The 19,768-nt window shown below is 66.1% G+C and carries 20 protein-coding genes; 5 read left to right on the top strand and 15 right to left on the bottom strand.

Annotated elements, in window-relative coordinates; all coding sequences use genetic code 11:
- Positions 1 to 19: 19 nt before the first annotated feature.
- On the bottom strand, positions 20 to 787 hold the full coding sequence (locus ACMGDH_RS09695; RefSeq protein ID WP_436827738.1) for an alpha/beta fold hydrolase: 768 nt from the start codon (positions 785 to 787) through the stop codon (positions 20 to 22).
- Positions 768 to 1,211 carry a GFA family protein gene (locus ACMGDH_RS09700; protein WP_436827739.1) on the bottom strand — a complete coding sequence of 148 codons (444 nt, stop codon included), beginning with the start codon at positions 1,209 to 1,211 and terminating at the stop codon, positions 768 to 770. The genes ACMGDH_RS09695 and ACMGDH_RS09700 overlap by 20 nt, the downstream gene beginning before the upstream one ends.
- Positions 1,212 to 1,295: 84 nt before the next feature.
- On the opposite strand from ACMGDH_RS09700, the gene ACMGDH_RS09705 reads away from it, so the two are divergent.
- Genes ACMGDH_RS09705 through ACMGDH_RS09715 form a run of 3 tightly spaced genes read left to right on the top strand, consistent with a single transcriptional unit; the run spans position 1,296 to position 4,462 of the window.
- A complete protein-coding gene (locus ACMGDH_RS09705; protein WP_436827740.1) occupies positions 1,296 to 1,742 on the top strand; it encodes a MarR family winged helix-turn-helix transcriptional regulator in 447 nt (148 codons plus the stop codon).
- Positions 1,735 to 2,859 carry an HlyD family secretion protein gene (locus tag ACMGDH_RS09710; protein WP_436827741.1) on the top strand — a complete coding sequence of 375 codons (1,125 nt, stop codon included), beginning with the start codon at positions 1,735 to 1,737 and terminating at the stop codon, positions 2,857 to 2,859. The genes ACMGDH_RS09705 and ACMGDH_RS09710 overlap by 8 nt, the downstream gene beginning before the upstream one ends.
- A 1-nt stretch (position 2,860) precedes the next feature.
- On the top strand, positions 2,861 to 4,462 hold the full coding sequence (locus ACMGDH_RS09715; protein ID WP_436827742.1) for a DHA2 family efflux MFS transporter permease subunit: 1,602 nt from the start codon (positions 2,861 to 2,863) through the stop codon (positions 4,460 to 4,462).
- 63 nt (positions 4,463 to 4,525) lie between these two features.
- Here ACMGDH_RS09715 and ACMGDH_RS09720 read toward each other — a convergent pair whose 3' ends face one another.
- From ACMGDH_RS09720 to ACMGDH_RS09745, 6 genes are all read right to left on the bottom strand, one after another.
- Positions 4,526 to 5,554 carry an aspartate-semialdehyde dehydrogenase gene (locus ACMGDH_RS09720; protein WP_436827743.1) on the bottom strand — a complete coding sequence of 343 codons (1,029 nt, stop codon included), beginning with the start codon at positions 5,552 to 5,554 and terminating at the stop codon, positions 4,526 to 4,528.
- Positions 5,555 to 5,956: 402 nt separating this feature from the next.
- The gene (locus ACMGDH_RS09725; RefSeq protein ID WP_436827744.1) at positions 5,957 to 8,191 is read right to left on the bottom strand and encodes a S9 family peptidase; all 2,235 of its coding nucleotides are present in this window, start codon (positions 8,189 to 8,191) and stop codon (positions 5,957 to 5,959) included.
- Positions 8,192 to 8,306: 115 nt separating this feature from the next.
- A complete protein-coding gene (locus tag ACMGDH_RS09730) occupies positions 8,307 to 8,510 on the bottom strand; it encodes a hypothetical protein (protein WP_436827745.1) in 204 nt (67 codons plus the stop codon).
- A gap of 234 nt (positions 8,511 to 8,744) precedes the next feature.
- Positions 8,745 to 9,137, bottom strand: coding sequence for a 50S ribosomal protein L19 (rplS, locus tag ACMGDH_RS09735; RefSeq protein ID WP_436827746.1), 393 nt, complete (start codon positions 9,135 to 9,137; stop codon positions 8,745 to 8,747).
- Complete coding sequence (gene trmD, locus ACMGDH_RS09740) at positions 9,134 to 9,871, bottom strand: tRNA (guanosine(37)-N1)-methyltransferase TrmD (RefSeq protein WP_436828233.1); 738 nt, start codon at positions 9,869 to 9,871, stop codon at positions 9,134 to 9,136. The genes rplS and trmD overlap by 4 nt, the downstream gene beginning before the upstream one ends.
- A gap of 2 nt (positions 9,872 to 9,873) precedes the next feature.
- On the bottom strand, positions 9,874 to 10,239 hold the full coding sequence (locus tag ACMGDH_RS09745) for a type II toxin-antitoxin system VapC family toxin (RefSeq protein ID WP_436827747.1): 366 nt from the start codon (positions 10,237 to 10,239) through the stop codon (positions 9,874 to 9,876).
- Between the two features lie 94 nt (positions 10,240 to 10,333).
- Here ACMGDH_RS09745 and ACMGDH_RS09750 point away from each other — a divergent pair, with 94 nt between their 5' ends.
- Entirely contained in the window at positions 10,334 to 11,239 is a 906-nt protein-coding gene (locus ACMGDH_RS09750) for an NAD(P)/FAD-dependent oxidoreductase (protein WP_436827748.1), read from the top strand.
- A gap of 267 nt (positions 11,240 to 11,506) precedes the next feature.
- Here the strand turns inward: ACMGDH_RS09750 and ACMGDH_RS09755 are convergent, their stop codons facing one another.
- From ACMGDH_RS09755 to ffh, 6 genes are all read right to left on the bottom strand, one after another.
- Entirely contained in the window at positions 11,507 to 12,232 is a 726-nt protein-coding gene (locus ACMGDH_RS09755) for a metallophosphoesterase family protein (protein WP_436827749.1), read from the bottom strand.
- On the bottom strand, positions 12,229 to 13,752 hold the full coding sequence (locus tag ACMGDH_RS09760) for a serine hydrolase domain-containing protein (RefSeq protein ID WP_436827750.1): 1,524 nt from the start codon (positions 13,750 to 13,752) through the stop codon (positions 12,229 to 12,231). Before ACMGDH_RS09760 ends, ACMGDH_RS09755 begins: the two co-directional genes overlap by 4 nt.
- A 112-nt stretch (positions 13,753 to 13,864) precedes the next feature.
- Positions 13,865 to 14,377: a ribosome maturation factor RimM gene (rimM, locus tag ACMGDH_RS09765; protein ID WP_436827751.1), complete on the bottom strand. Its 513-nt coding sequence runs from the start codon at positions 14,375 to 14,377 to the stop codon at positions 13,865 to 13,867.
- Between the two features lie 63 nt (positions 14,378 to 14,440).
- Positions 14,441 to 14,593: a hypothetical protein gene (locus ACMGDH_RS09770; RefSeq protein WP_436827752.1), complete on the bottom strand. Its 153-nt coding sequence runs from the start codon at positions 14,591 to 14,593 to the stop codon at positions 14,441 to 14,443.
- Positions 14,594 to 14,647: 54 nt separating this feature from the next.
- Complete coding sequence (gene rpsP, locus ACMGDH_RS09775; protein WP_436827753.1) at positions 14,648 to 15,199, bottom strand: 30S ribosomal protein S16; 552 nt, start codon at positions 15,197 to 15,199, stop codon at positions 14,648 to 14,650.
- Between the two features lie 34 nt (positions 15,200 to 15,233).
- Positions 15,234 to 16,724, bottom strand: coding sequence for a signal recognition particle protein (gene ffh, locus ACMGDH_RS09780; RefSeq protein ID WP_436827754.1), 1,491 nt, complete (start codon positions 16,722 to 16,724; stop codon positions 15,234 to 15,236).
- A gap of 258 nt (positions 16,725 to 16,982) precedes the next feature.
- On the opposite strand from ffh, the gene ACMGDH_RS09785 reads away from it, so the two are divergent.
- The gene (locus ACMGDH_RS09785; protein ID WP_436827755.1) at positions 16,983 to 18,599 is read left to right on the top strand and encodes a putative bifunctional diguanylate cyclase/phosphodiesterase; all 1,617 of its coding nucleotides are present in this window, start codon (positions 16,983 to 16,985) and stop codon (positions 18,597 to 18,599) included.
- Between the two features lie 183 nt (positions 18,600 to 18,782).
- Here ACMGDH_RS09785 and ACMGDH_RS09790 read toward each other — a convergent pair whose 3' ends face one another.
- Positions 18,783 to 19,742 (bottom strand): homocysteine S-methyltransferase family protein, encoded by a 960-nt coding sequence (locus ACMGDH_RS09790; RefSeq protein ID WP_436827756.1) that lies wholly within the window; start codon positions 19,740 to 19,742, stop codon positions 18,783 to 18,785.
- Positions 19,743 to 19,768 lie beyond the last annotated feature (26 nt).

Below are 19,768 nucleotides of genomic sequence, written 5' to 3' on the forward strand. Positions count from 1 at the left end.
GCGCGGGGTTCCCGAGCCGTCAAGCGGAGAGAAACTCCGCTATCGCGTCGCCGAGCTCGGGCCGCATCACTGCGCTCATGTGGTTGCCGGGGATCTCGACGAAGCGGCCGTCGGGGAGCAGATCGGCGACTTCCTGCGCCGATCCGTTGTCGAAATCCTCGGCACCGGTGACGACCAGTGTCGGGATGTGGATCGCGGCGATCTCGGCCTCGGGCGTATCGACGAAAGTCTGGAGGATGAGCAGCAGCGCCTCGGGATCGCCCTTGGTGGTCTTGAGGAAAGCCTCCGTCATCCATTCGCTGGTACCGCGCTCGAAGGTGCCGAGGTTGGTGAGCACGCGCTTGAAATAGGTGCCGCGCCCGCGGGTGTCGGTGAGCCCCGCCAGGCCCATGCCGCACAGCACCGCGCGGCGGGGTTTCGCGCCGTTGACCAGCATACGAAGCGTCGTCCGCCCGCCAAGCGAATAGCCGCCGAGATCGTAATCGACGAGGCCGAGATGCTCGATCAGCGCGAAGCCGTCACGCATCAGCACGTCGGGCGGATAGGCGGCGGGATCGTGCGGCCTGGCGCTCTGCCCGTGGCCGCGCAGGTCCGGCAGGATGACGCGGAAGCCAAGCGCGGCAAGCTTCGCGGCATGGCCGTATTTGATCCAGTTGACCTCGGCCGTGGAGAAATAGCCGTGGATGAGCACTACGGGGCGGCCCGAGGGCTCCCCCATCTCGTGCCAGGCGAGCTCGACGCCGTCGAAGCTCTGGAAGCGGTGCATTTCAATCGGGGAGTTTGCCAACGGCGTCCATCCAGCGTTTGACCATGTTCGGGTTCTCGTCGGTCCGTGAGGCGGGCAAGTGGCTGGTGTCAAGCCAGTCGCGGTGCCAGCTCTCGCAGCCCGAGTGCTCGACGGGGTGGAAGCGATACGGATCGTCGAAGCTGCCGAGCGTCAGGTCCATCCTGTCATGGCCATGCGCTTCATAGGTGAGCGGCGTGCCGCAGGCGGCGCAGAAGCCGCGCTGCGCGATCGGCGAGGATTGGTAGCGATCGGGCTCGCGCTCCCAGCGCACCACGGCCCTGGGCAGGTTCTTGAACGCAATCGAGACGCCGCCGGTCGCGCGCTGGCACATGCGGCAGTGGCAGAGATAGCCGTCGTCGTCCTCGATCGTCGCGCGATAGCGGATGCGGCCGCACTGGCACCCGCCCGTCACTTCCTCAGCCATGTTGCTCTCCTTGCAATTGCTGCGTCGCAATATGCATTCAGGTCCTCAATTGCTATTTATAAGCCTGCTTATTATGTGCGCGCTATGACCGAAACCCTGGGCTTTCTGATGAGCGATGTGTCGCGCCTGATGCGCCGCCGCTTCGACGAGCGCGCGCGCAAGAGCGGCGCGACCGGCCCGCAGTGGCGCACGCTCAAGATCCTAGAACGGCGCGAGGGACTCAACCAAGGACAGCTCGCCGAGTTGCTCGAGGTCGAGCCGATCACCTGCTGCCGGATGATCGATCGGCTTGAGGAAGCCGGGCTCGTCGAGCGCCGCCGCGATCCCGCTGATCGGCGCGCGTGGCGCATCTATCTGACCGACAAGGCGCGGCCGGTGCTGGACGAGCTGCACGGCATCGCCGGCGAGATGATCGAGCAGGCGCTGCAGGGGCTGGATGCCCGCCAGCGCACCGAACTGATCGAATCGCTCAACACGATCCGATCCAACATGACTCAGGGACACGAGAGCAAAGAGGCGGCCAATGGCTGACGCAGACCCCAAGATCCAAAAGAACGAAGCCATCGAGATCGAGCGCGCCGAGGCAACGCCCGCGGCCCCGCCGGCAGAAACCGCTGCTGCGGCGGAAGCCGAGCCGCGCGCCAAGCGCAGGTGGCTGCGCCCACTGCTGATGTTCGGCGTGCCACTGATCATCGTCGCGATCGTCGGCTATTTCTGGCTGACCTCGGGCGGCAGCGTGTCGACCGACAATGCCTATGTCCAGCAGGACAAGACCTCGGTCTCCGCCGATGTCGCGGGGCGCATCGTCCAGGTCGGCGTGAAGGAGAACCAGGTCGTCAAGGCCGGCGACCTGCTCTTCCGGATCGACCCCGAGCCCTATCGCATCGCCGTGGCGCAGGCGCAGGCGGCGATCGCGGCCGCGCAGGTCCAGCTCAACACCGATCGGGTGAGCTATCAGGGCACCGGCGCCGACATCCAGGCCGCGCAGGACCGGATCGCGCAGGCGACCGAGGACTATGACCGCCAGGCTGCGCTGATGCAGCGGGGCTTCACCACGCGCGCCAACTTCCAGGCCGCGCAGCACGCGCTCGAGCAGGCGCGCGCGCAGCTCCAGAACGCGCAGTCGGAAGCCGCGGAGGCGCGCGCCAAGCTCGCCACCGGCGCTGCGGTGCCCGGCGAGAATCCCGCGATCGCAGCGGCGCGCGTCCAGCTCGCCAAGGCGCAGCTCGACCTGCAGCGCACGACCGTGCTGGCGCCGGTAAGCGGCACCGTCAGCCAGACCAAGAGTCTGCAAGTAGGCCAGCAGATGATCACGGGTATGCCGGCAGTGACGATCGTTTCCGACCGCCCGGCGTGGATCGAGGCGAACTTCAAAGAGACCGACCTCGACAAGATGCGCCCCGGGCAATGCGCGGTGGTGACCTTCGACGCCTATCCCGGGCTCAAGCTCAAGGGGCATGTCGAATCGATCGGCGCGGGCACCGGATCCGAATTCTCGGTGCTCCCTGCGCAGAACGCCAACGGCAACTGGGTGAAGGTCACCCAGCGCGTGCCGGTCCGCATCGCGATCGACGGCAAGAGCCCGCGCGAGATGATCGCCGGCCTCTCGGCCGACGTCGAGGTGGTGTTCAACGGAGCCTGCGACTGAGATGGCGACGGCAGCCCCCGGCCGCGCCAGCCGGGCGGGTGAGGCGCCTCCCTCGCCTCCCCGCCCGGATACAGGCGGCGCCGCCCTCCCGGTGAAGTACAAGGGCCTCCTCACGCTGGGCGTGATGATGGCCACGATCATGCAGATCCTGGATACAACGATCGCAAACGTCGCGATCCCGCATATGCAGGCGGCGCTGGGAGCGACGCGCGACACGATCAACTGGGTACTGACCAGCTATATCGTCGCTTCGGCCATCGCGATCCCGATCACCGGCTGGCTCTCGGACCGGATCGGCTCGCGCAACCTGTTCCTGCTCGCGACGATCGGCTTCATCGTCGCCTCGGCGCTGTGCGGGGCTGCCCAGACGCTCGAGGAAATGGTGCTCTTCCGCATCATCCAGGGCATCTCGGCGGCCTTCCTCAATCCGCTGAGTCAGACGGTGATGCTCGACATCAACAAGCCCGAGGACCAGGGCCGGGCGATGTCGATCTGGGGCATGGGCATCATGGTCGGCCCGATCATGGGCCCGCTGATCGGCGGCTATCTGACCGACAATTTCGACTGGCGCTGGGTGTTCTACGTCAACCTGCCCGTGGGCGTGGTCTGCTTCGCGATCCTGTGGTGGCTGCTGCCCAGCCGGCCGATCCGCAAGCGGCAGTTTGACGTTTTCGGCTTCAGCCTGCTCGCGATCGCCATCGCCTCGCTCCAGCTGATGCTCGACCGCGGCCAAGATCAGGACTGGTTCTCTTCGACCGAGATCTGGGTGGAGATGCTGGTGGCGATCATCGCCTTCTGGATGTTCTTCGTCCACCTGTTCACGGGCAAGAACCCGATGTTCGAGCGCGAGCTGTGGAAGCATCGCAACCTGGTCACCGGAATCTTCTTCATGCTGGTAATCGGCCTGGTGATGATGGCGACGATGGCACTGCTGCCGCCGATGCTGCAGAATCTATACGGCTATTCGGTGTTCGACACCGGGCTGCTGCTGATGCCGCGCGGCGTGGGCGTGGTGCTCACCATGTTCGTGGGCGCGCAGCTGATCCAGCGCGGCTGGCTCGATCCGCGCTGGTCGGTGGGGATCGGGCTGGCGATCGCAGCGGCTTCGCTGTGGGAGATGTCCGGCTGGACGCTGATGATGGGCAGCACGCCGTTCATCCTCTCGGGCTTCATCCAGGGGCTCGGCCTCGGCCTGGTCTTCATGCCGCTCAACGGCCTGGCCTTTGCGGGTCTTCCCCCGCATTTCCGCACCGAGGGATCGAGCCTGCTCAACCTGACGCGCAACATCGGCGCGTCGGTGGGCATCTCGGCGGTCAGCGCGATCCTCGCGCAGAGCATCCAGCGTAGCCACCAGTATCTGGGCGAGCACGTCACTGCGACGACGATGAACGGCGTCGCGGGCGCAGCGCAGGCCATGGGCGCCTCGGCGACGACGGTGACTGCGATGATGGACGCCGAGGTGAACCGCCAGGCATCGATGATCGCCTATCTCAACGACTTCTGGCTGATGGCGATCGTCACCGCGATCAGCGTGCCACTGGTAGTGCTGCTCCAGAAGCCGCGCGGGCGCGTGGAGAACGATCCCGCGGCCGCGGGGCACTGAATCGGAAAAGGCCCCGGATCGCTCCGGGGCCTGTGCCATTCGAGCCTCCTCCGGCGATCGCCGTCAGGCCGCCTTCTTGAGATGCCGGCGGCCGAGCAGCTCGGCGATCTGCACTGCGTTGAGCGCGGCGCCCTTGCGGAGGTTGTCCGAAACGCACCACAGCGAAAGGCCGCTCTCGACGGTCGGGTCCTCCCGGACGCGGCTGACGAAGGTGGCGTATTCGCCAACGCATTCGATCGGCGTGACGTATCCGCCGTCCTCATGCTTATCGATGAGCATCACCCCGGGCGCCTCGCGCAGGATGCTCTTCGCCTTGGCCGCCGAGATCTCGTCCTCGAACTCGATGTTGATCGCTTCCGAATGGCCGACGAACACGGGGACGCGTACGCAGGTCGCGGTCACCTTGATCTTGGGATCGAGGATCTTCTTGGTCTCGACCACCATCTTCCACTCTTCCTTGGTCGAGCCGTCGTCGAGGAAGCTGTCGATGTGCGGGATCACGTTGAAGGCGATCTGCTTGGTGAACTTGCTCGGCGTGGCGGGATCGCCGACGAAGATGTTGCGGCTCTGCTCGAACAGCTCGTCCATCCCCGCCTTGCCCGCGCCGGAAACCGACTGATAGGTCGCGACGACGACGCGCTTGATCTTCGCAGCGTCATGGAGCGGCTTCAGCGCTACCACCATCTGCGCGGTCGAGCAGTTGGGGTTCGCGATGATGTTGCGCTTGGTATAGCCGTCGATCGCCTCGGGATTCACTTCGGGGACGATCAGCGGCACGTCCGGATCCATGCGGTAGAGCGACGCATTGTCGATCACGGTGCAGCCCGCCGCGGCGAAGCGCGGAGCGTGCAGCTTCGAGCCTTCCGAGCCGATCGCGAACAGCGCCATGTCCCAGCCCTTGGGATCGAAATTCTCGATGTTCTGGACCTTGAACTTCTTGCCGGTCTCGCCGAAATCGATCTCGTCGCCCTGGCTGCGCGCGGAGGCGAGCACGGCGAGTTCGTCGATCGGAAATTCTCGCTCGGCGAGGATGTTCAGCATTTCACGCCCGACATTGCCGGTGGCGCCTGCGACCACGACACGGTAGCCCATTTTCGTCCTTCCATCAGGATCGTCGCACGTGTGGCGACGAACGGTTCATTTGGTGGTGGATGTTGCGGAATGCCAGCGCATTCCCGTTGCTTCGAAGCAAAGCGCTGCTTTGCACGCGCCTGAGCTCAGGCGCGGGTGATAATTCGCGGAGTAGTTCGCGAAGTAGTTCGCGGTTTTCGAAGCATGCGGCGCCGGTAGCAGAACAAATGCTGCGTGGCGAGGGCCGAATTGGATAATTTTCGGAAAGTCTCTTCGGAGGCGTTTTCCCTATCCTCCCCCGCCAGGGGGAGGTGGCGCCAAAGGCGACGGAGGGGGCGGATGCCAGAACATGAGCGGCGTGCTTCCTCCCCCTCCGTCATGCTTCGCATGCCACCTCCCCCTGGCGGGGGAGGATAGATGGAGTCACTTCTTGCCGTTGCTCCCCGTCTGGCGATCGAGGAAATCCAGGATCGTCGTCCACAGATGCTCGCTGACTCCCGGTCCGCCGACGCGGTGGGTGTGGCCCGGATAGAGCATCATCTCGAACGGCACCTTCTGCTGCTGGAGCGTGGCGGCCATCGAGGTGGTGTGCTCGAGCACGACATTGTCGTCGGCCATGCCGTGGATGATGAGCAGCGGATCGACGATCTTCGCCGCGTCTCCGATCGTGTCCGATGCCCTGTACGCCTCGGGAACCTTGGTCGGATCGCCCATGTAGCGCTCGGTGTAATGGGTGTCGTAGAGCTCCCATTTGCTCACCGGCGCGCCCGCGATACCCGCCGCGAACGTGCCGGGCGCTTTTTCGAGCATCTTGAGCGTCATGTAGCCGCCGTAGGACCAGCCATAGGTGACGATCTTCGCGGGATCGACGAAGTCGAGCGTCTTGAGATAATTGGCGCCTGCCACCTGGTCCTCGACCTCGACGCTGCCCATCGCGTGCCAGATCGCGTCCTCGAACGCCTTGCCGCGATTGGCCGAGCCGCGGTTGTCGATCTGGAACCAGATATAGCCGCGGTCGACGATATATTGCTGGAGCGCCCCGCCCCAGGCGTGGCTCACCTTCTGCGAGTGCGGACCGCCATAATGTTCGAAGAACACCGGGTAGCGCTTGCCGGGCTCGAGCTCGGGAGTGACCATCTCCCAGTTGAGCGTCGTGCCGTCCGGGCCCTTGATCGTGCCGAAGCTGCGCTGGCGATGGCCGGCGACATAGGGGTGATAGGGATGGTCCGCCGACGCGACCGAATTCTCGCTCACCCAGGCAAGGCGCTTGCCCGCAGTGTCGGCCAGATAGACCTGCGTCGGCTGGCTCACGTTCGAGCGGGTGACGATAGCACGGGTGCCGCTGTCGTCGATCACGGCGCTGTTCCACCAGCCCGCCTCGGTCAGCCGCGTGACTGCGCCGGGCCTGGCGTAGCTCGCCGAATAGAGGTGCCGTTCGAGCACCCCGTCCTTGTTGCCGAGAAAGAAGACGCGCTGGCCATCGCGATCGACGCCGATCATCTCGGGCGCGACTTCCCAATCGCCTTTGGTGAGTTGGGTCCATTTGCCCTTGGCGAAGCGATAGAGATGGCCGTGGCCGTTGCGCTCGGACCACCAGATCAGGCTGCCATCATCGAGCGGGGTGAGCGCGTTGGACAGGTTGACCCAGCTCTTCGGCCCGGACTTTTCGCTGAACAGGACACTGGACTTGCCCGTCGCCGGATCGACCGCGAGCACGTCGAGCACGGTCTGGTCGCGGTTCTGGCGCTGGACGTAGAGGGTCTTGCCGTCGCGCGACCAATTCACGCGCGCCAGATAGATGTCCGGGTCCGTGCCCAGATCCACCTTCACGCGATTGCCACCGTCGGGGTCCATCACATGGAGCTCGACCAGCACGTTCGGCGTCCCCGCCTTGGGGTAGCGCTGCTGGTAGAGGTTGGTGCCCTCGGCCCCGATCGCGGCGCGCGAGACGATACCCACCGGCGCCTCGTCGAAGCGCTCGACCGCGACTCGGCTGTCGTCGTGCGACCACCAGAAGCCAGTCGTGCGGCCCATTTCCTCCTGCGCGACGAACTCGGCCTCGCCCCAATGCACCGTTCCGGCACCGTCCTGCGTGACGCGGCGTGCGGTGCCCGATGCGAGTTCCATCACGACCAGGTTCTGGTCCTGGACATAGCTGGCGTAGCGGCCGGCCTGGCTGACGACGGCGTTGAGCTTGGGGCCGGCGGCTGCGGGGAGCCTGGAAGCCTGGCCGTCGAGCGTAGCCAGGTAGAGCTCGCCGTCGAGCGGCACGAGGATCGACTTGCCGTCCGGCGACCAGTCGTAAGCGACGATGCCCTTGGTGCCGCCGATGCGGGCGCGCTCGCGCTGCATCTTCTCGGCCTCGGACAGCTCGGCGCCGGTGCCGAGCTTCTTCGAATCGACGAGCATCCGCCACTCGCCGGTGCGCGTGTCCATAGCCCAGAGATCGAAACGTTCCTTCTCGTCGGCGCGGTTACGCAGCAGCGTGACCCAGCGGCCGTCGGGCGAGAGCTTGAGCTTGCGCGGCGTCGGGCCGCTGAGCTCGGGGCTGGCGAACACGCGCTCGAGCGTGAGACCTTGGGTCTGCGCCACCGCACGATCAGCCGTCACAGCCACCCCCGACGAAAGCAAAGCAAGGCCCAGCAACCATTTGCGCATTCCCGATTCTCCGGAAGACCCGTTCCGCCGGACGGCGGATGAAAGCGTGCGTTATTGCGGGAGCGCGGCGTCGGGTAAAGACTTGGGTGCTAATCGGCCGACCTGGGGCGGAACCTCAGTGCATCGGTGTCGGCTGATGCCCCACCGGCAGGTGATGCATCACGGCGTAAATGTCGCGCCGATCGATGAACTGAGCGCACATCGGGCAGCGCTCGAAATGCGTCAGCTCGTCGCGGAGCATCTGCGCTGCGTCGCGGCGACTGAGGGTCCAGGGCTGGGAAATCGTCGCATCGAACACGGGCTCGCCTTTCGTTAGCATCTTATTCACCATTATAGATGCATTTGCAGAGGCTGGCGGATCGCGAGGCGATTCTTTGCGCTCCCGGCGAAAATTGCGCGTTCGAGCGCCCAGCCGCATCTCTCCCCCATTCGGTTTCCGGCCGTTCCCCGCACTTGGCGACGGCCACCGCGTCCCGGCTGAATCTGCAACGCATGCGAAAAGGGGCGCGGTAGCCTGGCCACCGCGCCCCTTCGATTTGCCCCGCTCGAAAGCTTATTCGGCGGCTGCGACCTCTTCCGTCGGGCGCACGTCGCGGCGCTCGGCGATACGGGCCGACTTGCCGGTGCGGCCGCGCAGATAATAGAGCTTGGCGCGACGCACGACACCGCGGCGAACGACTTCGATCGACTCGATGTTCGGCGAATAGAGCGGGAAGACGCGCTCGACGCCCTCGCCGAACGAAATCTTGCGGACCGTGAAGCTCGAACCCATGCCCTTGTTGGCGCGGGCGATGCACACGCCCTCATAGTTCTGCACGCGGGTGCGCTCGCCTTCGACGACCTTCACGCCGACCTTCAGCGTGTCGCCGGGGCGGAATTCCGGAATCTTCTTCGCCTCGTTGAACTTGGCGATCTGCTCGGCTTCGAGCGTCTGGATCAGGTTCATTGGTCTTCGTCCTGTCTACGTCGCCGCGCGCCAGAGGGAGGTTGGACCCGAGCGCCCTCATGGCGCTCCCAAAGATCCGGCCTCCGTAGCCGTGTATCGATCTCCGCCTGTGCTCTTCGCCAGGTCTCGATCTTCGCATGATCCCCCGATCGCAGCACTTCGGGGATCGTGCGCCCTTCCCATTCGACAGGTCGGGTATATTGCGGATATTCGAGCAGCCCCGTTTCGAAGCTCTCGTCCATGCCGCTGGAAGGCGCGCCCATTACTCCGGGAACGAGCCGAATGCAAGCGTCGAGCAGCGTCAGCGCTGCCATCTCGCCGCCCGAGAGGATATAGTCGCCGATCGACACCTGCTCGATCTCGCGGCCCTCGAACAGGCGCTCGTCGATCCCCTCGAACCGGCCGCACAGGATCGTCACCCCGGGCCCTGCCGCGAGTTCGCGCACGCGGGCCTGGGCAAGCGGCTTGCCGCGAGGGGTCATCGCGAGAACCGGACGGCCCGCAGGAACGCTGTCGAGAGCCGAGGCGAGCACGTCCGCGCGCATCACCATCCCTGCCCCGCCCCCTGCCGGCGTATCGTCGACCGAGCGGTGCTTGTCGGTCGCGAAATCGCGGATCTGCACCGTCTCGAGGCTCCACAGCCCCTCGCGAAGCGCGCGACCGGCGAGCGAGACGCCGAGCGGGCCCGGAAACATCTCCGGATATAGCGTGAGGACGGTGGCGGCGAAGGTCACGATCAGACGGTCCAATCCTCGATGCGAAGCCCGGGCACGTCCCGGAAGTCGCGCGTGTTGCAGGTGATCAGCGTCGCGTCCAGCGCGAGGGCATGCGCGGCTATCAGCCGGTCGAACCCGCCGCGCGCCTTGGCCGCTGCCGGAAAAGCATGCGCCGCGGCGAGATCGAACGGCATGACGGCCAGGCTATCGAGGAGCGCGCCGAGCGACGCAAGCGCTTCACCGCCCCGCCGGGCCGCGCCCCGGGCGATCTCCGCGCAGACGATTGTGGACACCGCCACCGTTCCCGCCGGCTGCCGCCGCACCCGGAGGGCGACGTGGCAATCCGCATTTCGCATCATGCGAATGCAGATGTTCGCGTCGAGCATATAGCGCGGAACCCCGGACAAGGTCATCGGGCCGCAATAGGCGCGATGAGCCTCGGACGGAACCCGGCGCCCCTCCGAGCGGTTCGCCGCCCCTATGGACGATTGCATCATCATCGGCGCGGGGCCGGCGGGGCTGACCGCCGCGATCTACTTGGCGCGCTTCCTGCTCAAGATCCGATTGTTCGACAGCGGCAGCAGCCGCGCGGCGCTGATCCCACGTACGAACAACCACGCCGGCTATCCCGACGGGATCGCGGGCAAGGACCTGCTCGCGCTGATGCTGGCGCAGGCGGAGAAATTCGGCGCGGTGCGCGAGCTGGCCGAAGTCACCGGTCTGCGCTGCACCGACGACGGCTTCATCGTGCGGGTCGGCGAGCGCGACTATCCGGCGCGGGCGGTGCTGCTCGCGACGGGCGTGGTGAACCACCGCCCGGAAATGGCAGAGGGCATCCACGACGAAGCGCTGGCGCGCGGACTGATCCGCTACTGCCCGATCTGCGACGGCTATGAAGTCACCGACAAGCGTATCGGCGTCGTGGGCAGCGAGGGCCATGGCGCGCGGGAGGCGCTGTTCCTGCGCGGCTACACCGCCGACGTGACGCTGATCGCGCCCGAGGGCGGGCACGCACTGGACGAAGCGATCGTCGCCGAGCTCGACGACGCGGGGATAGTGCGCGTCGACGGCCCCTGCGGCGATTTCCGCATCGAAGGCGATCGGATCAGCGTCAACACCGCCGATAGCCGGCTCGCCTTCGACAGCATCTATCCCGCACTCGGATCACGCATCCGATCGGGACTGGCAATCCAGGCAGGCGCGCGCGCAGCCGAGGACGGGTGCCTGGAGATCGACGATCATCAGCGGACTTCGGTGCCGGGCCTGTTCGCCGCGGGCGACGTCACCAAGGGGCTCGACCAAATCAGCCATGCGATGGGCGAGGCCAGCGTCGCCGCGACTGCGATCCGCAACATGCTGGACGAGCAGCGGCCGATCCGGCGTTGATTGGGGGGCGAAATTCAGTTCTCCGGCGATTGTATCGATTGTAGATGCGAGATGCGGGGCGTCTCGGCAGCAAATCTATCCTCCCCCGCCAGAGGGAGGTGGCACGCGCAGCGTGACGGAGGGGGCGGACGGCGATAAATCATCGTCGTGCTTCCTCCCCCTCCGTCGCCTTCGGCGCCACCTCCCCCTGGCGGGGGAGGATCTAGAAGCTCGCGTGCCATCGATCCAATCGCGAATCCTGAGTAGCGAACCATGACCGGGGCTGCCTCAGCTCCCCACCCTGCCGGTGGCAAGCGCCTGTGCCCAGTCCTGCCGTCCCTCGCGCTCGGCCTTGGTCGCCGCAGCGGCGTGGTCATAAGCCACCCGGTGGAAGCTCAACTCGCCCCCTTCGAGTACTGCGTATCGCGCGCGCGGATCGCCCAGCTCGACGACATAGCGGAAGGGATGATCGTCGTGGAACGCCTGGAGCCCGACACTGCCGGGATTGGCGACGATGCGCCCGTCCGCGAGCGCGCGCTGCCCCGGACGGTGCGAATGACCGCAAAGCGTCAGCGCTTCGGAGCGTTCGCCGAGCCGCTCCGATATCTCGGCGTCAGTCGCCTCGCGGAGACCCGACGGCTCGATGGTTTCGAGGAAATGCTCCAGATCGCTGCGCGGCGTGCCGTGACAGAGGAATACGCTTTCGAGCGCGAGCACGGGTGGCAACGCCGCCATCCAGCCGAGATGCGCATCCGATAGCTGCGCGCGGGTGAACGCGTCGGTCTGGTTCATCCGCTCGGGCGGGAGCGTCAGCACCTGGCGCTCGTGGTTGCCCGCGATCGTGGGCCATTCCCGCGCCATCAGGAAATTCGCAGTCTCGGCCGGCCAAAGCGGCCCGGAGAGAATATCGCCCAGGTTGAGGACGCGCGTGCAGCCCCGCGCCTCGGCGTCCGCAATGACTGCCTCGAGCGCGGCGAGGTTGCCGTGTATGTCCGAGAGGATGGCGGTCTTCATGGCTGGGCAGGAACCGCGCGAAAGCCCAACGACTGAATGGTGGGCGGGTTCGTAGGCGCGAGCAGGATCATTCCGTCGAGCATTCCCTTGTCGCAATGCCAGCGAAACGAGACCGACATCGCGCTGTTGACGTGGAGCGGCTCGGTCTTGCCCGCGCATGCGCCGAGCTGGCCGCGCAGCGTAGCGAGCTCCGCCTTCCAGTCCTCAGCGTCGCGGTCCATCAGGAAGTTCATCGCGAGGCTCGATTGCGCGGCAGTTACGTCGCCTTTAGCGTAGATCGTCCGAACCGCCTCGTGCGCCTGCGTCAGCCATGCATTAGGCGGGGCCGCGGGCCGGGAGCTCCCCACGCGCCGGAGCAGCATCGCCGCGTCCCACACGACACCGGCGGCGCCGGTATAGGTGCGGTTGGTGAAGGCGAAGATGCCGATGCCGCGATCGGGAAGCAGCAGCACATGGCTGCCATAGCCCGGATAACCGCCGCCATGGCTCATCGTCAGGCCGAGCTCGCAATCCTCGGCGATGCGGAAGCCCATGCCATAGGCCCGCGCCTGAAGGCACGCCCCCTCCCCCGTGCTTCCCGCGCGCCGCTCGGTACGGACGAAGTTGGAGCCCTGGGTGAGCTCGCGCACGCTGGAACGCCGGACCGGGCCTGTCTCGGGATCGTCGCGCGGTGGCCAGGCGGAGAGCAGGAAGGCGATCCATTTGGCATAATCATTAGCGCTGACCTGGAGCCCGCCCATCGCGCCGAAAGCGCCGTGGCGCATCGTCGGCTCTTCCTTCCAGCGATCGCCTTCCCAGCGATAGCCGATCGCGCGGCGCTCGAGCGGCCACTCGCTCACTTCATAGCCGCTAGAGGTCATTCCGAGCGGGCCGAGGATCGTCCGCTCGACATAGCTGCGATAGGGCATGCCCGAGACATTCTGGATGATGCGCCCCAGCAGCGCATAGCCGAAGTTCGAATATTCATGCGCCATGCCCGGCGTGCGGCTGAACGGCACGCCGGCTGCGAGCATGCGGGTGAACTCAGCGTCGGGCATCGGTGTCTGGCGGTCGCCCCAGGGATCGTCGGTGACGAAGCCGGCGGTGTGCGTGAGGAGATCGCGGATTCGGATGCGCGGACTGTCTGCTGTCGGATATTTCCAGTTCCGCATCTCCGGCACATGTTTCTCGGCGAGATCGTCGAGCGAGAGCTTGCCGGCGTCACGGAGCGACAGGATCGAGAGCGCGGTGAACGCCTTGGTCATCGAGGCGATGCGGAACAGGGTGCCCGGCGTGACGGTGCGTTTGGAGACCGGGTCCTGAACGCCGAAGCCGCGAACATGGACGAGCCGCCCGTCGGCGACGATGCCGTAGACGAGCCCGGGCGTAGGTGTCTCCACCTGGAACTTGGCGAACAGCGCGTCGATCTGGGCGGTCTTGGCCTCGATCGCAGTGGCTGGCGGCAAAGGCGTGGTCTGCGCCATGGTGGGCGCCGCGGTGAACACGATTGCAGTCGCAATCGCGGCTAAGAACCGGGCCATTCCATCTATCCCCCGAATGCGGAGAGCCGTTCCGACCGCATTACATTGGCGGATTTGATCGATTCAGGCAGCACTGACAAGTATATCCGCGCGCGGTCTGGGCGCCGCGGGTTCAGCTCTCGATGAAGGCTTCGGCCACCACCAGCCGCTCTGCACCCCATTCCGGCACTGCTTCGGGCCGCATTGGCACCATGAAGCGCTTGCCGCCCGGGCGTTCGATCTCGAGCACGTCGCCGGCGCCGAAATTGTCGACGGCGATGACTTGGCCCAGCGCTTCGTCCGCGGTCGAGAACGCAGGAAGGCCAATCAGGTCGACGTGGTAATATTCACCCTCTGCCAACGGCGGCAGTGCCGAACGCGGAACGGTGAGCTCGGTGCCGCGCAACGCCTCGGCAGCATTGCGATCGGCGATCTCGGCGAAGCGCGCGATCACGCCGTTGGAACCGGGGCGTAGGCTCTTGAGCGTGAGCGCGCCGGCGTTGAACGATTTGTAGCTGGAAAGATCGTCTGCGAAGACCTTGAGGCGCACCTCACCGGTGATGCCGTGCGCGCCGATGATCACCGCGAGCGTGACGGGCTTATCTCCCCTCCCGCTTGCGGGTGGGCTCGGGGGAGGGCTTGTCACAGGCAAGAACCTTTCGAGCCTTCCCCTCCCCTGGCCCCTCCCGCAAGCGGGAGGGGAGCAGGATCACCCCTCAGGAGAGCCCGGCTGCTGCGACGGCGTATCGTCGTCGCCCTCCGCCGGCGCATCCGTAGGTACGCCGCCGGGGTTGGTCCGGGTGGTGCCGGGGTCTTCACGATCCTGCTCGTCCGGACCGGTTTCGGGTTTGCTGGCCATCATGCGCTCCTCGGGACATGGTTTGTCCGGGAGAACGCACGATGGCCGGCAAGTGCTTCAGCCTTCCGACTTTTCTTCGGCAGCTTCGGCCGGAGCCTCGGCAGCGGCTTCTTCGGTTGCAGGAGCAGCTTCCTCGGCTGCGGGAGCAACTTCCTCGGTCGCTTCGACGGCCGGAGCCTCCTCGGCAACGACTTCCTCGACGATGGGCGCTTCTTCGACGACCGGCTCGGGAGCCGGCGCGGCAGCGGCCTCGGCGGCAGCTTCCTCGGCAGCCTTCAGCTTGTCGGCACGCTCCTCGGCGCGCTCCTTGGCCTTCTCGCCCGGCTCGGCCTTCTTCGGGTTGTTGCGCGCCGCACGCTCCTTGACGCCCAGGACATCGAGGAAGCGCAGCACGCGATCGGTCGGCTGCGCGCCGACGCTCAGCCAATGCTTGGCGCGATCGGCGTCGAGCTTGATGCGCTCGGGCGAATCCTTGGCGAGAAGCGGGTTATAGGTGCCGATCTTCTCGATGAACTTGCCGTCACGCGGGCTGCGCGCATCGGCGACCACGATCCGGTAATAAGGGCGCTTCTTCGAACCGCCGCGCGAAAGACGCATAGAGAGAGCCATTACTTCACTTCCTTCTTATCAATTCGGTTGTAAGTTACTTTTTCTTCAGAAAATTCTCGAAACCCGGGGGGAGGTTCGGCGCGCCCGGCAAGCCGGGGAGCCCCCCGCCGGGACCGCCCATCTTGCCCATCATGTCGCCGAGCTCGGGGCCGCCGATCGCATTGCCGACACCGCCCATGCCGCCGCCGGGGCCACCCTTGCCGAGCATGCCCAGCATGCCCTTCAGGCCGCCCATCTTCTTGAGCCGCTTCATCGCTGTCTGCATTTCCTGGTGCATCTTGAGGAGCTTGTTGACCTCCTGCACCGTGGTGCCGCTGCCGTTGGCGATGCGGATCTTGCGCTTGGCGTTGAGCAGCTCGGGCTTGGTGCGCTCCTTGGGCGTCATCGACGAGATCATCGCGTCCATGCGCAGCAGCACCTTGTCGCCGCCCGCCTGATCGACCGCGGCCTGCGCCTTCTTCATGCCCGGGAGCATGCCGGCGAGCGCCCCGAGGCCGCCCATCCGACGCATCTGCGCGAGCTGGCTGCGCAGGTCGTTCATGTCGAACTGACCCTTGGCGAGCCGCGACGCCATTTTCTCGGCGTCTTCCTGTTCGATCGACGCTGCCGCCTTTTCGACCAGCGACACCACGTCGCCCATGCCGAGGATGCGGCCGGCGACGCGTTTGGGATGGAAAGGCTCGATCGCGTCGAGCTTTTCGCCCATGCCGGCGAACTTGATCGGCTTACCGGTGACCGCACGCATCGACAGCGCAGCGCCGCCGCGGGCATCGCCGTCCATGCGGGTCAGGATCACGCCGGTGAGCGGCACCTGCTCGGAGAAGCTCGACGCGACGTTGACTGCGTCCTGGCCAGTGAGGCTGTCGACGACGAGCAGGATTTCCTGCGGCTTCGCGATTTCCGCGACTGCCTTCATCTCGTCCATCAGCGCCTGATCGACGTGGAGGCGGCCGGCAGTGTCGAGCATCAGCACGTCGAAGCCCTGGAGCTTCGCCGACTGGAGCGCACGCCTGGCGATCTCGACCGGCTGCTGACCGGTGACGATCGGCAGCGTATTCACTTCGGTCTGGGTGCCGAGAACCGCGAGCTGCTCCTGCGCAGCGGGACGATTCACGTCCAGCGACGCCATCATCACCTTCTTGCCCTGCTTCTTGAGCAGCTTCGCAAGCTTGGCGGTGGTGGTCGTCTTGCCCGAGCCCTGGAGGCCGACGAGCATAATCACCGCGGGCGGGGTGACGTCGATCGCGAGCTCGGCAGTGTCGGGGCCGAGCATGTCCACGAGCGCGTCGTGGACGATCTTGACGACCTGCTGGCCCGGGGTGACCGAACGCAGCACCTGATGCCCCACGGCCTGTTCGGTGACCTTGTCGACGAAATCGCGCGCGACGGGCAATGCGACGTCGGCTTCGAGCAGCGCGATCCGCACTTCGCGCATCGCGGTGCGGACGTCGGCCTCGGACAGCGCGCCACGCCCGCGCAGGCGCTCGAAAACGCCGCCTAGCCGATCGCTCAGACTCTCGAACATGGGACCAACATCACTCCAATCCGACCCCACCCGCCAAACGCAAAACGCGCCGGCGGACGAAACCTCGTCGGCCGGCGTCACCCCTGGGGGCGGCAATGTCTCGCGTTCGATGAAGAACGGTCGGGCGGGCACATAGCGGCGAAAGCGGACTTGCGCAACCACCCGGCAACTTTTGCCGCCTCAAGGTGCGCAACTTAACTCGATCTACACTCTCTGGGTGCCAGATCTCCCGATACATAGAGGGAGCTCGTCCCGGCAATGAAGCTGGAGCAGGACATCCATGATCTGGAATCACCGAAGCGGCCGAATCTGATTGCGGGGGCGGTCATCGTCGCTGCGATCCTGTTGTTCGTCGGAACGGGAAGCGCGGTGCTGTCGCAGACACTTCAGCATTATTTCGGCGGCGGACGACCGGCGGAGCAGACACTTGTCACTGCCCTGCTGCTCAACGTCGCGCTGATCCTGTTCGGCTGGCGCCGCCAGCGCGAGCTGAGCCGCGAGCTGCGGATCCGCACCGCGGCCGAGGAGCGCGCGCACGAGCTGGCCGCGCGCGATCCGCTCACTGCCTTCCTCAACCGCCGCAGCCTGGCCGAGGAAGGCGCGGCAATGTTCGAGCGCGCCCGACGGCGCCGCAAGGCAATGGCGATGCTGATGCTCGACCTCGATCATTTCAAGATGATCAACGACATGCACGGCCATGCCGTGGGCGACGCGCTGCTCCGCAACGTCGCGGCCGAAGTTGCCGCCGCGATGCCGCCGGTCGCGCTCACCGCGCGGCTGGGCGGCGACGAATTCGCCTGCGCCTTCCTGTTCGATCCAGCCGAGCCGGGCACGGTGGAGCGAGTCGCCGAGAAGCTGGTGAGCCGCATGGCGCAGCCGTTCGACGCCGAGGGCCTCAAGGTCCATGTCAGCTGCTCGCTCGGCATCGCCCGATCCGACTTCGACTGCGCGAGCATCGAGGCACTGATGCGCTCCGCCGACATCGCGATGTATCAGGCCAAGAAGACCGGCCGGAACCGCTTCGCCTGGTTCGATCGCTCGATGGAGCGCGAGCTGCAGGAGCGCAACGAACTCGAGACCGGACTGCGGCTCGCGATCCCGCGCCAGGAGATCGTCCCCTATTTCGAGCAGCAGGTGGACCTTTCCACCGGCCGGCTCGACGGCTTCGAAGTGCTCGCGCGCTGGGAGCACCCGCACCGGGGACTGGTGAGCCCCGATGTCTTCATCCCGATCGCCGAGGAGACCGGAATGATCTCCGATCTCTCGTTGTCGATCATGCGCCAGGCCTTCGCCGTCGCCCGCGACTGGGACCCGCAGCTCAGCCTTTCGATCAACATCTCGCCGTGGCAGCTGCGCGACGCCTGGCTCGCACAGAAGATCATCAAGCTGCTCACCGAGACCGGCTTCCCCGCGAGCCGGCTGGAAGTGGAGATCACCGAAAGCGCGCTGTTCCAGAACCTCGCGCTCGCCCAGTCGATCGTGGGCAGCCTCAAGAACCAGGGCGTCCGCCTCGCGCTCGACGATTTCGGCACCGGCTATTCGTCGCTCGCGCACCTGCGCGCGCTGCCGTTCGACCGGATCAAGATCGACAAGAGCTTCGTCATCTCGGTCAACGACAACATGGATTCGGCGGCGATCGTGAACGCGATCGTGCGGCTGGGCGAAAGTCTCAACCTGCCGATCACTGCGGAAGGCGTCGAAGACCGGGCGATCGAAGAGCGGCTCCGCGCGATCGGCTGTGCCAAGGCGCAGGGCTGGTATTACGGCAAGCCCATGTCGATCAGCAGCGTGCGCCGCCTGCTCGCCGAGCGACGCCTGCTCCAGTCGGCGGAGTCGGCCGCGCCGCAGCCCGCGGCCCAGCGGCTCGCCGGGTAAACCGGTCCAGGCATTCAACTCCCCTCCCTTCAGGGAGGGGATTAAGGGGTGGGTAGCTTCAGGTGAGGCTCGATGCCTCGCCTGGAGCTTTCATCAGTCGCGAGTTCGAGTCTTTTGGGCGCGCGGACGCGCGCACCCACCCCGTCCCCTCCCTGCAAGCAGGGAGGGGAGATTGAACACTGCCTAGCCCGGCTCCGAGGAACTAGCGGCAGGGCGTAGCACACTTGCAATCTCGGTGACGTGCCGCAGATCGCCTCCGCAGCACGCGCCGAACAGGTTAAGCCAGGGCATGCGCGCGTGGAGCTGTGCGTAGAGCTGGCCCAGTTCCTTCGGATCCCCCGCGTCCAGCTCGGGCGCTTCGTCGAGCTCGGCATGGCTCCTGCGTGAGGCGTTCGCGCGGATACCGCGGATTCGGCGCGCCCAGTCCTCGTCGCGAAGCTGTTCCGAGAAGTGATCCGGGTGCGCGCAATTGACCATGAAATAGGCCGCCGCGCCGCCGGTCTGCGCGTCGACCGACCGGATCGCATCGCCAAGCGACTGTCCGTCCGGAAGGCGGCCGTCGGTTTCGACCGTGAACGAAATCGCGACCGGCAGGCCGAGCTTGGTCGCGGCCTGAACAAGGCCGGCCGCCTCGCTCGACTGATTGAAGGTCAGGCCCGTCACCATGTCTACGTCGGTATCCGCCAGCCAGCCGAGCTGCTCGGAGTAATAAACCGCGGCTTCGGCCGCCGCGATCTTGCGTTCGGGGCGGTAGGCATCGCCCCGCGGGCCGATCACGGCATTGATGACGATCGGAGCCTCGCCCTCAAAACGCACGCGCAGAGCGCTCGCGAGATCGACCGCCGCCTCGTTCGCGATACGCAGCTCCTCGATGTCCTGTCCCAGATCGCCGGCCCAGTGCCGGTGCGCCTTCCAGGTCACCGTGTCGAGAACGAACCCCGCCCCCGTCTCGCGGGCGAGCTCCAGAAATCCCGTGAAATAGCGCTCCAGTGCCGCTCGACCGGCCGCCTCGGGAAGAAGCGTGTGCGCTGCGAATTCGCGTATCTCGATTCCGCGATTGAAGATCAGGTCGGTTTCCAGCCCGGCATCGGTCAGGAACAGATCGCCGCCGAGCTGCGGCAGCGCGTGTCTATACTTGGGCATCGCAAGCTCTCCCCCCGCTGACGACG

The sequence above is a fragment of the Sphingomonas radicis genome, assembly GCF_051400635.1.
Taxonomy (GTDB): domain Bacteria; phylum Pseudomonadota; class Alphaproteobacteria; order Sphingomonadales; family Sphingomonadaceae; genus Sphingomonas.

What these genes read in the sequence shown, in the direction of transcription:
- ACMGDH_RS09700 (WP_436827739.1), bottom strand. Translation starts at nt 1,211, where the DNA reads ATGGCTGAGGAAGTGACGGGCGGGTGCCAGTGCGGCCGCATCCGCTAT.
- ACMGDH_RS09705 (WP_436827740.1), top strand. Translation starts at nt 1,296, where the DNA reads ATGACCGAAACCCTGGGCTTTCTGATGAGCGATGTGTCGCGCCTGATG.
- ACMGDH_RS09710 (WP_436827741.1), top strand. Translation starts at nt 1,735, where the DNA reads ATGGCTGACGCAGACCCCAAGATCCAAAAGAACGAAGCCATCGAGATC.
- ACMGDH_RS09715 (WP_436827742.1), top strand. Translation starts at nt 2,861, where the DNA reads ATGGCGACGGCAGCCCCCGGCCGCGCCAGCCGGGCGGGTGAGGCGCCT.
- ACMGDH_RS09720 (WP_436827743.1), bottom strand. Translation starts at nt 5,554, where the DNA reads ATGGGCTACCGTGTCGTGGTCGCAGGCGCCACCGGCAATGTCGGGCGT.
- ACMGDH_RS09725 (WP_436827744.1), bottom strand. Translation starts at nt 8,191, where the DNA reads ATGCGCAAATGGTTGCTGGGCCTTGCTTTGCTTTCGTCGGGGGTGGCT.
- ACMGDH_RS09730 (WP_436827745.1), bottom strand. Translation starts at nt 8,510, where the DNA reads ATGCTAACGAAAGGCGAGCCCGTGTTCGATGCGACGATTTCCCAGCCC.
- rplS (WP_436827746.1), bottom strand. Translation starts at nt 9,137, where the DNA reads ATGAACCTGATCCAGACGCTCGAAGCCGAGCAGATCGCCAAGTTCAAC.
- ACMGDH_RS09745 (WP_436827747.1), bottom strand. Translation starts at nt 10,239, where the DNA reads ATGCTCGACGCGAACATCTGCATTCGCATGATGCGAAATGCGGATTGC.
- ACMGDH_RS09750 (WP_436827748.1), top strand. Translation starts at nt 10,334, where the DNA reads ATGGACGATTGCATCATCATCGGCGCGGGGCCGGCGGGGCTGACCGCC.
- ACMGDH_RS09755 (WP_436827749.1), bottom strand. Translation starts at nt 12,232, where the DNA reads ATGAAGACCGCCATCCTCTCGGACATACACGGCAACCTCGCCGCGCTC.
- ACMGDH_RS09760 (WP_436827750.1), bottom strand. Translation starts at nt 13,752, where the DNA reads ATGGCCCGGTTCTTAGCCGCGATTGCGACTGCAATCGTGTTCACCGCG.
- ACMGDH_RS09770 (WP_436827752.1), bottom strand. Translation starts at nt 14,593, where the DNA reads ATGATGGCCAGCAAACCCGAAACCGGTCCGGACGAGCAGGATCGTGAA.
- rpsP (WP_436827753.1), bottom strand. Translation starts at nt 15,199, where the DNA reads ATGGCTCTCTCTATGCGTCTTTCGCGCGGCGGTTCGAAGAAGCGCCCT.
- ffh (WP_436827754.1), bottom strand. Translation starts at nt 16,724, where the DNA reads ATGTTCGAGAGTCTGAGCGATCGGCTAGGCGGCGTTTTCGAGCGCCTG.
- ACMGDH_RS09785 (WP_436827755.1), top strand. Translation starts at nt 16,983, where the DNA reads ATGAAGCTGGAGCAGGACATCCATGATCTGGAATCACCGAAGCGGCCG.
- ACMGDH_RS09790 (WP_436827756.1), bottom strand. Translation starts at nt 19,742, where the DNA reads ATGCCCAAGTATAGACACGCGCTGCCGCAGCTCGGCGGCGATCTGTTC.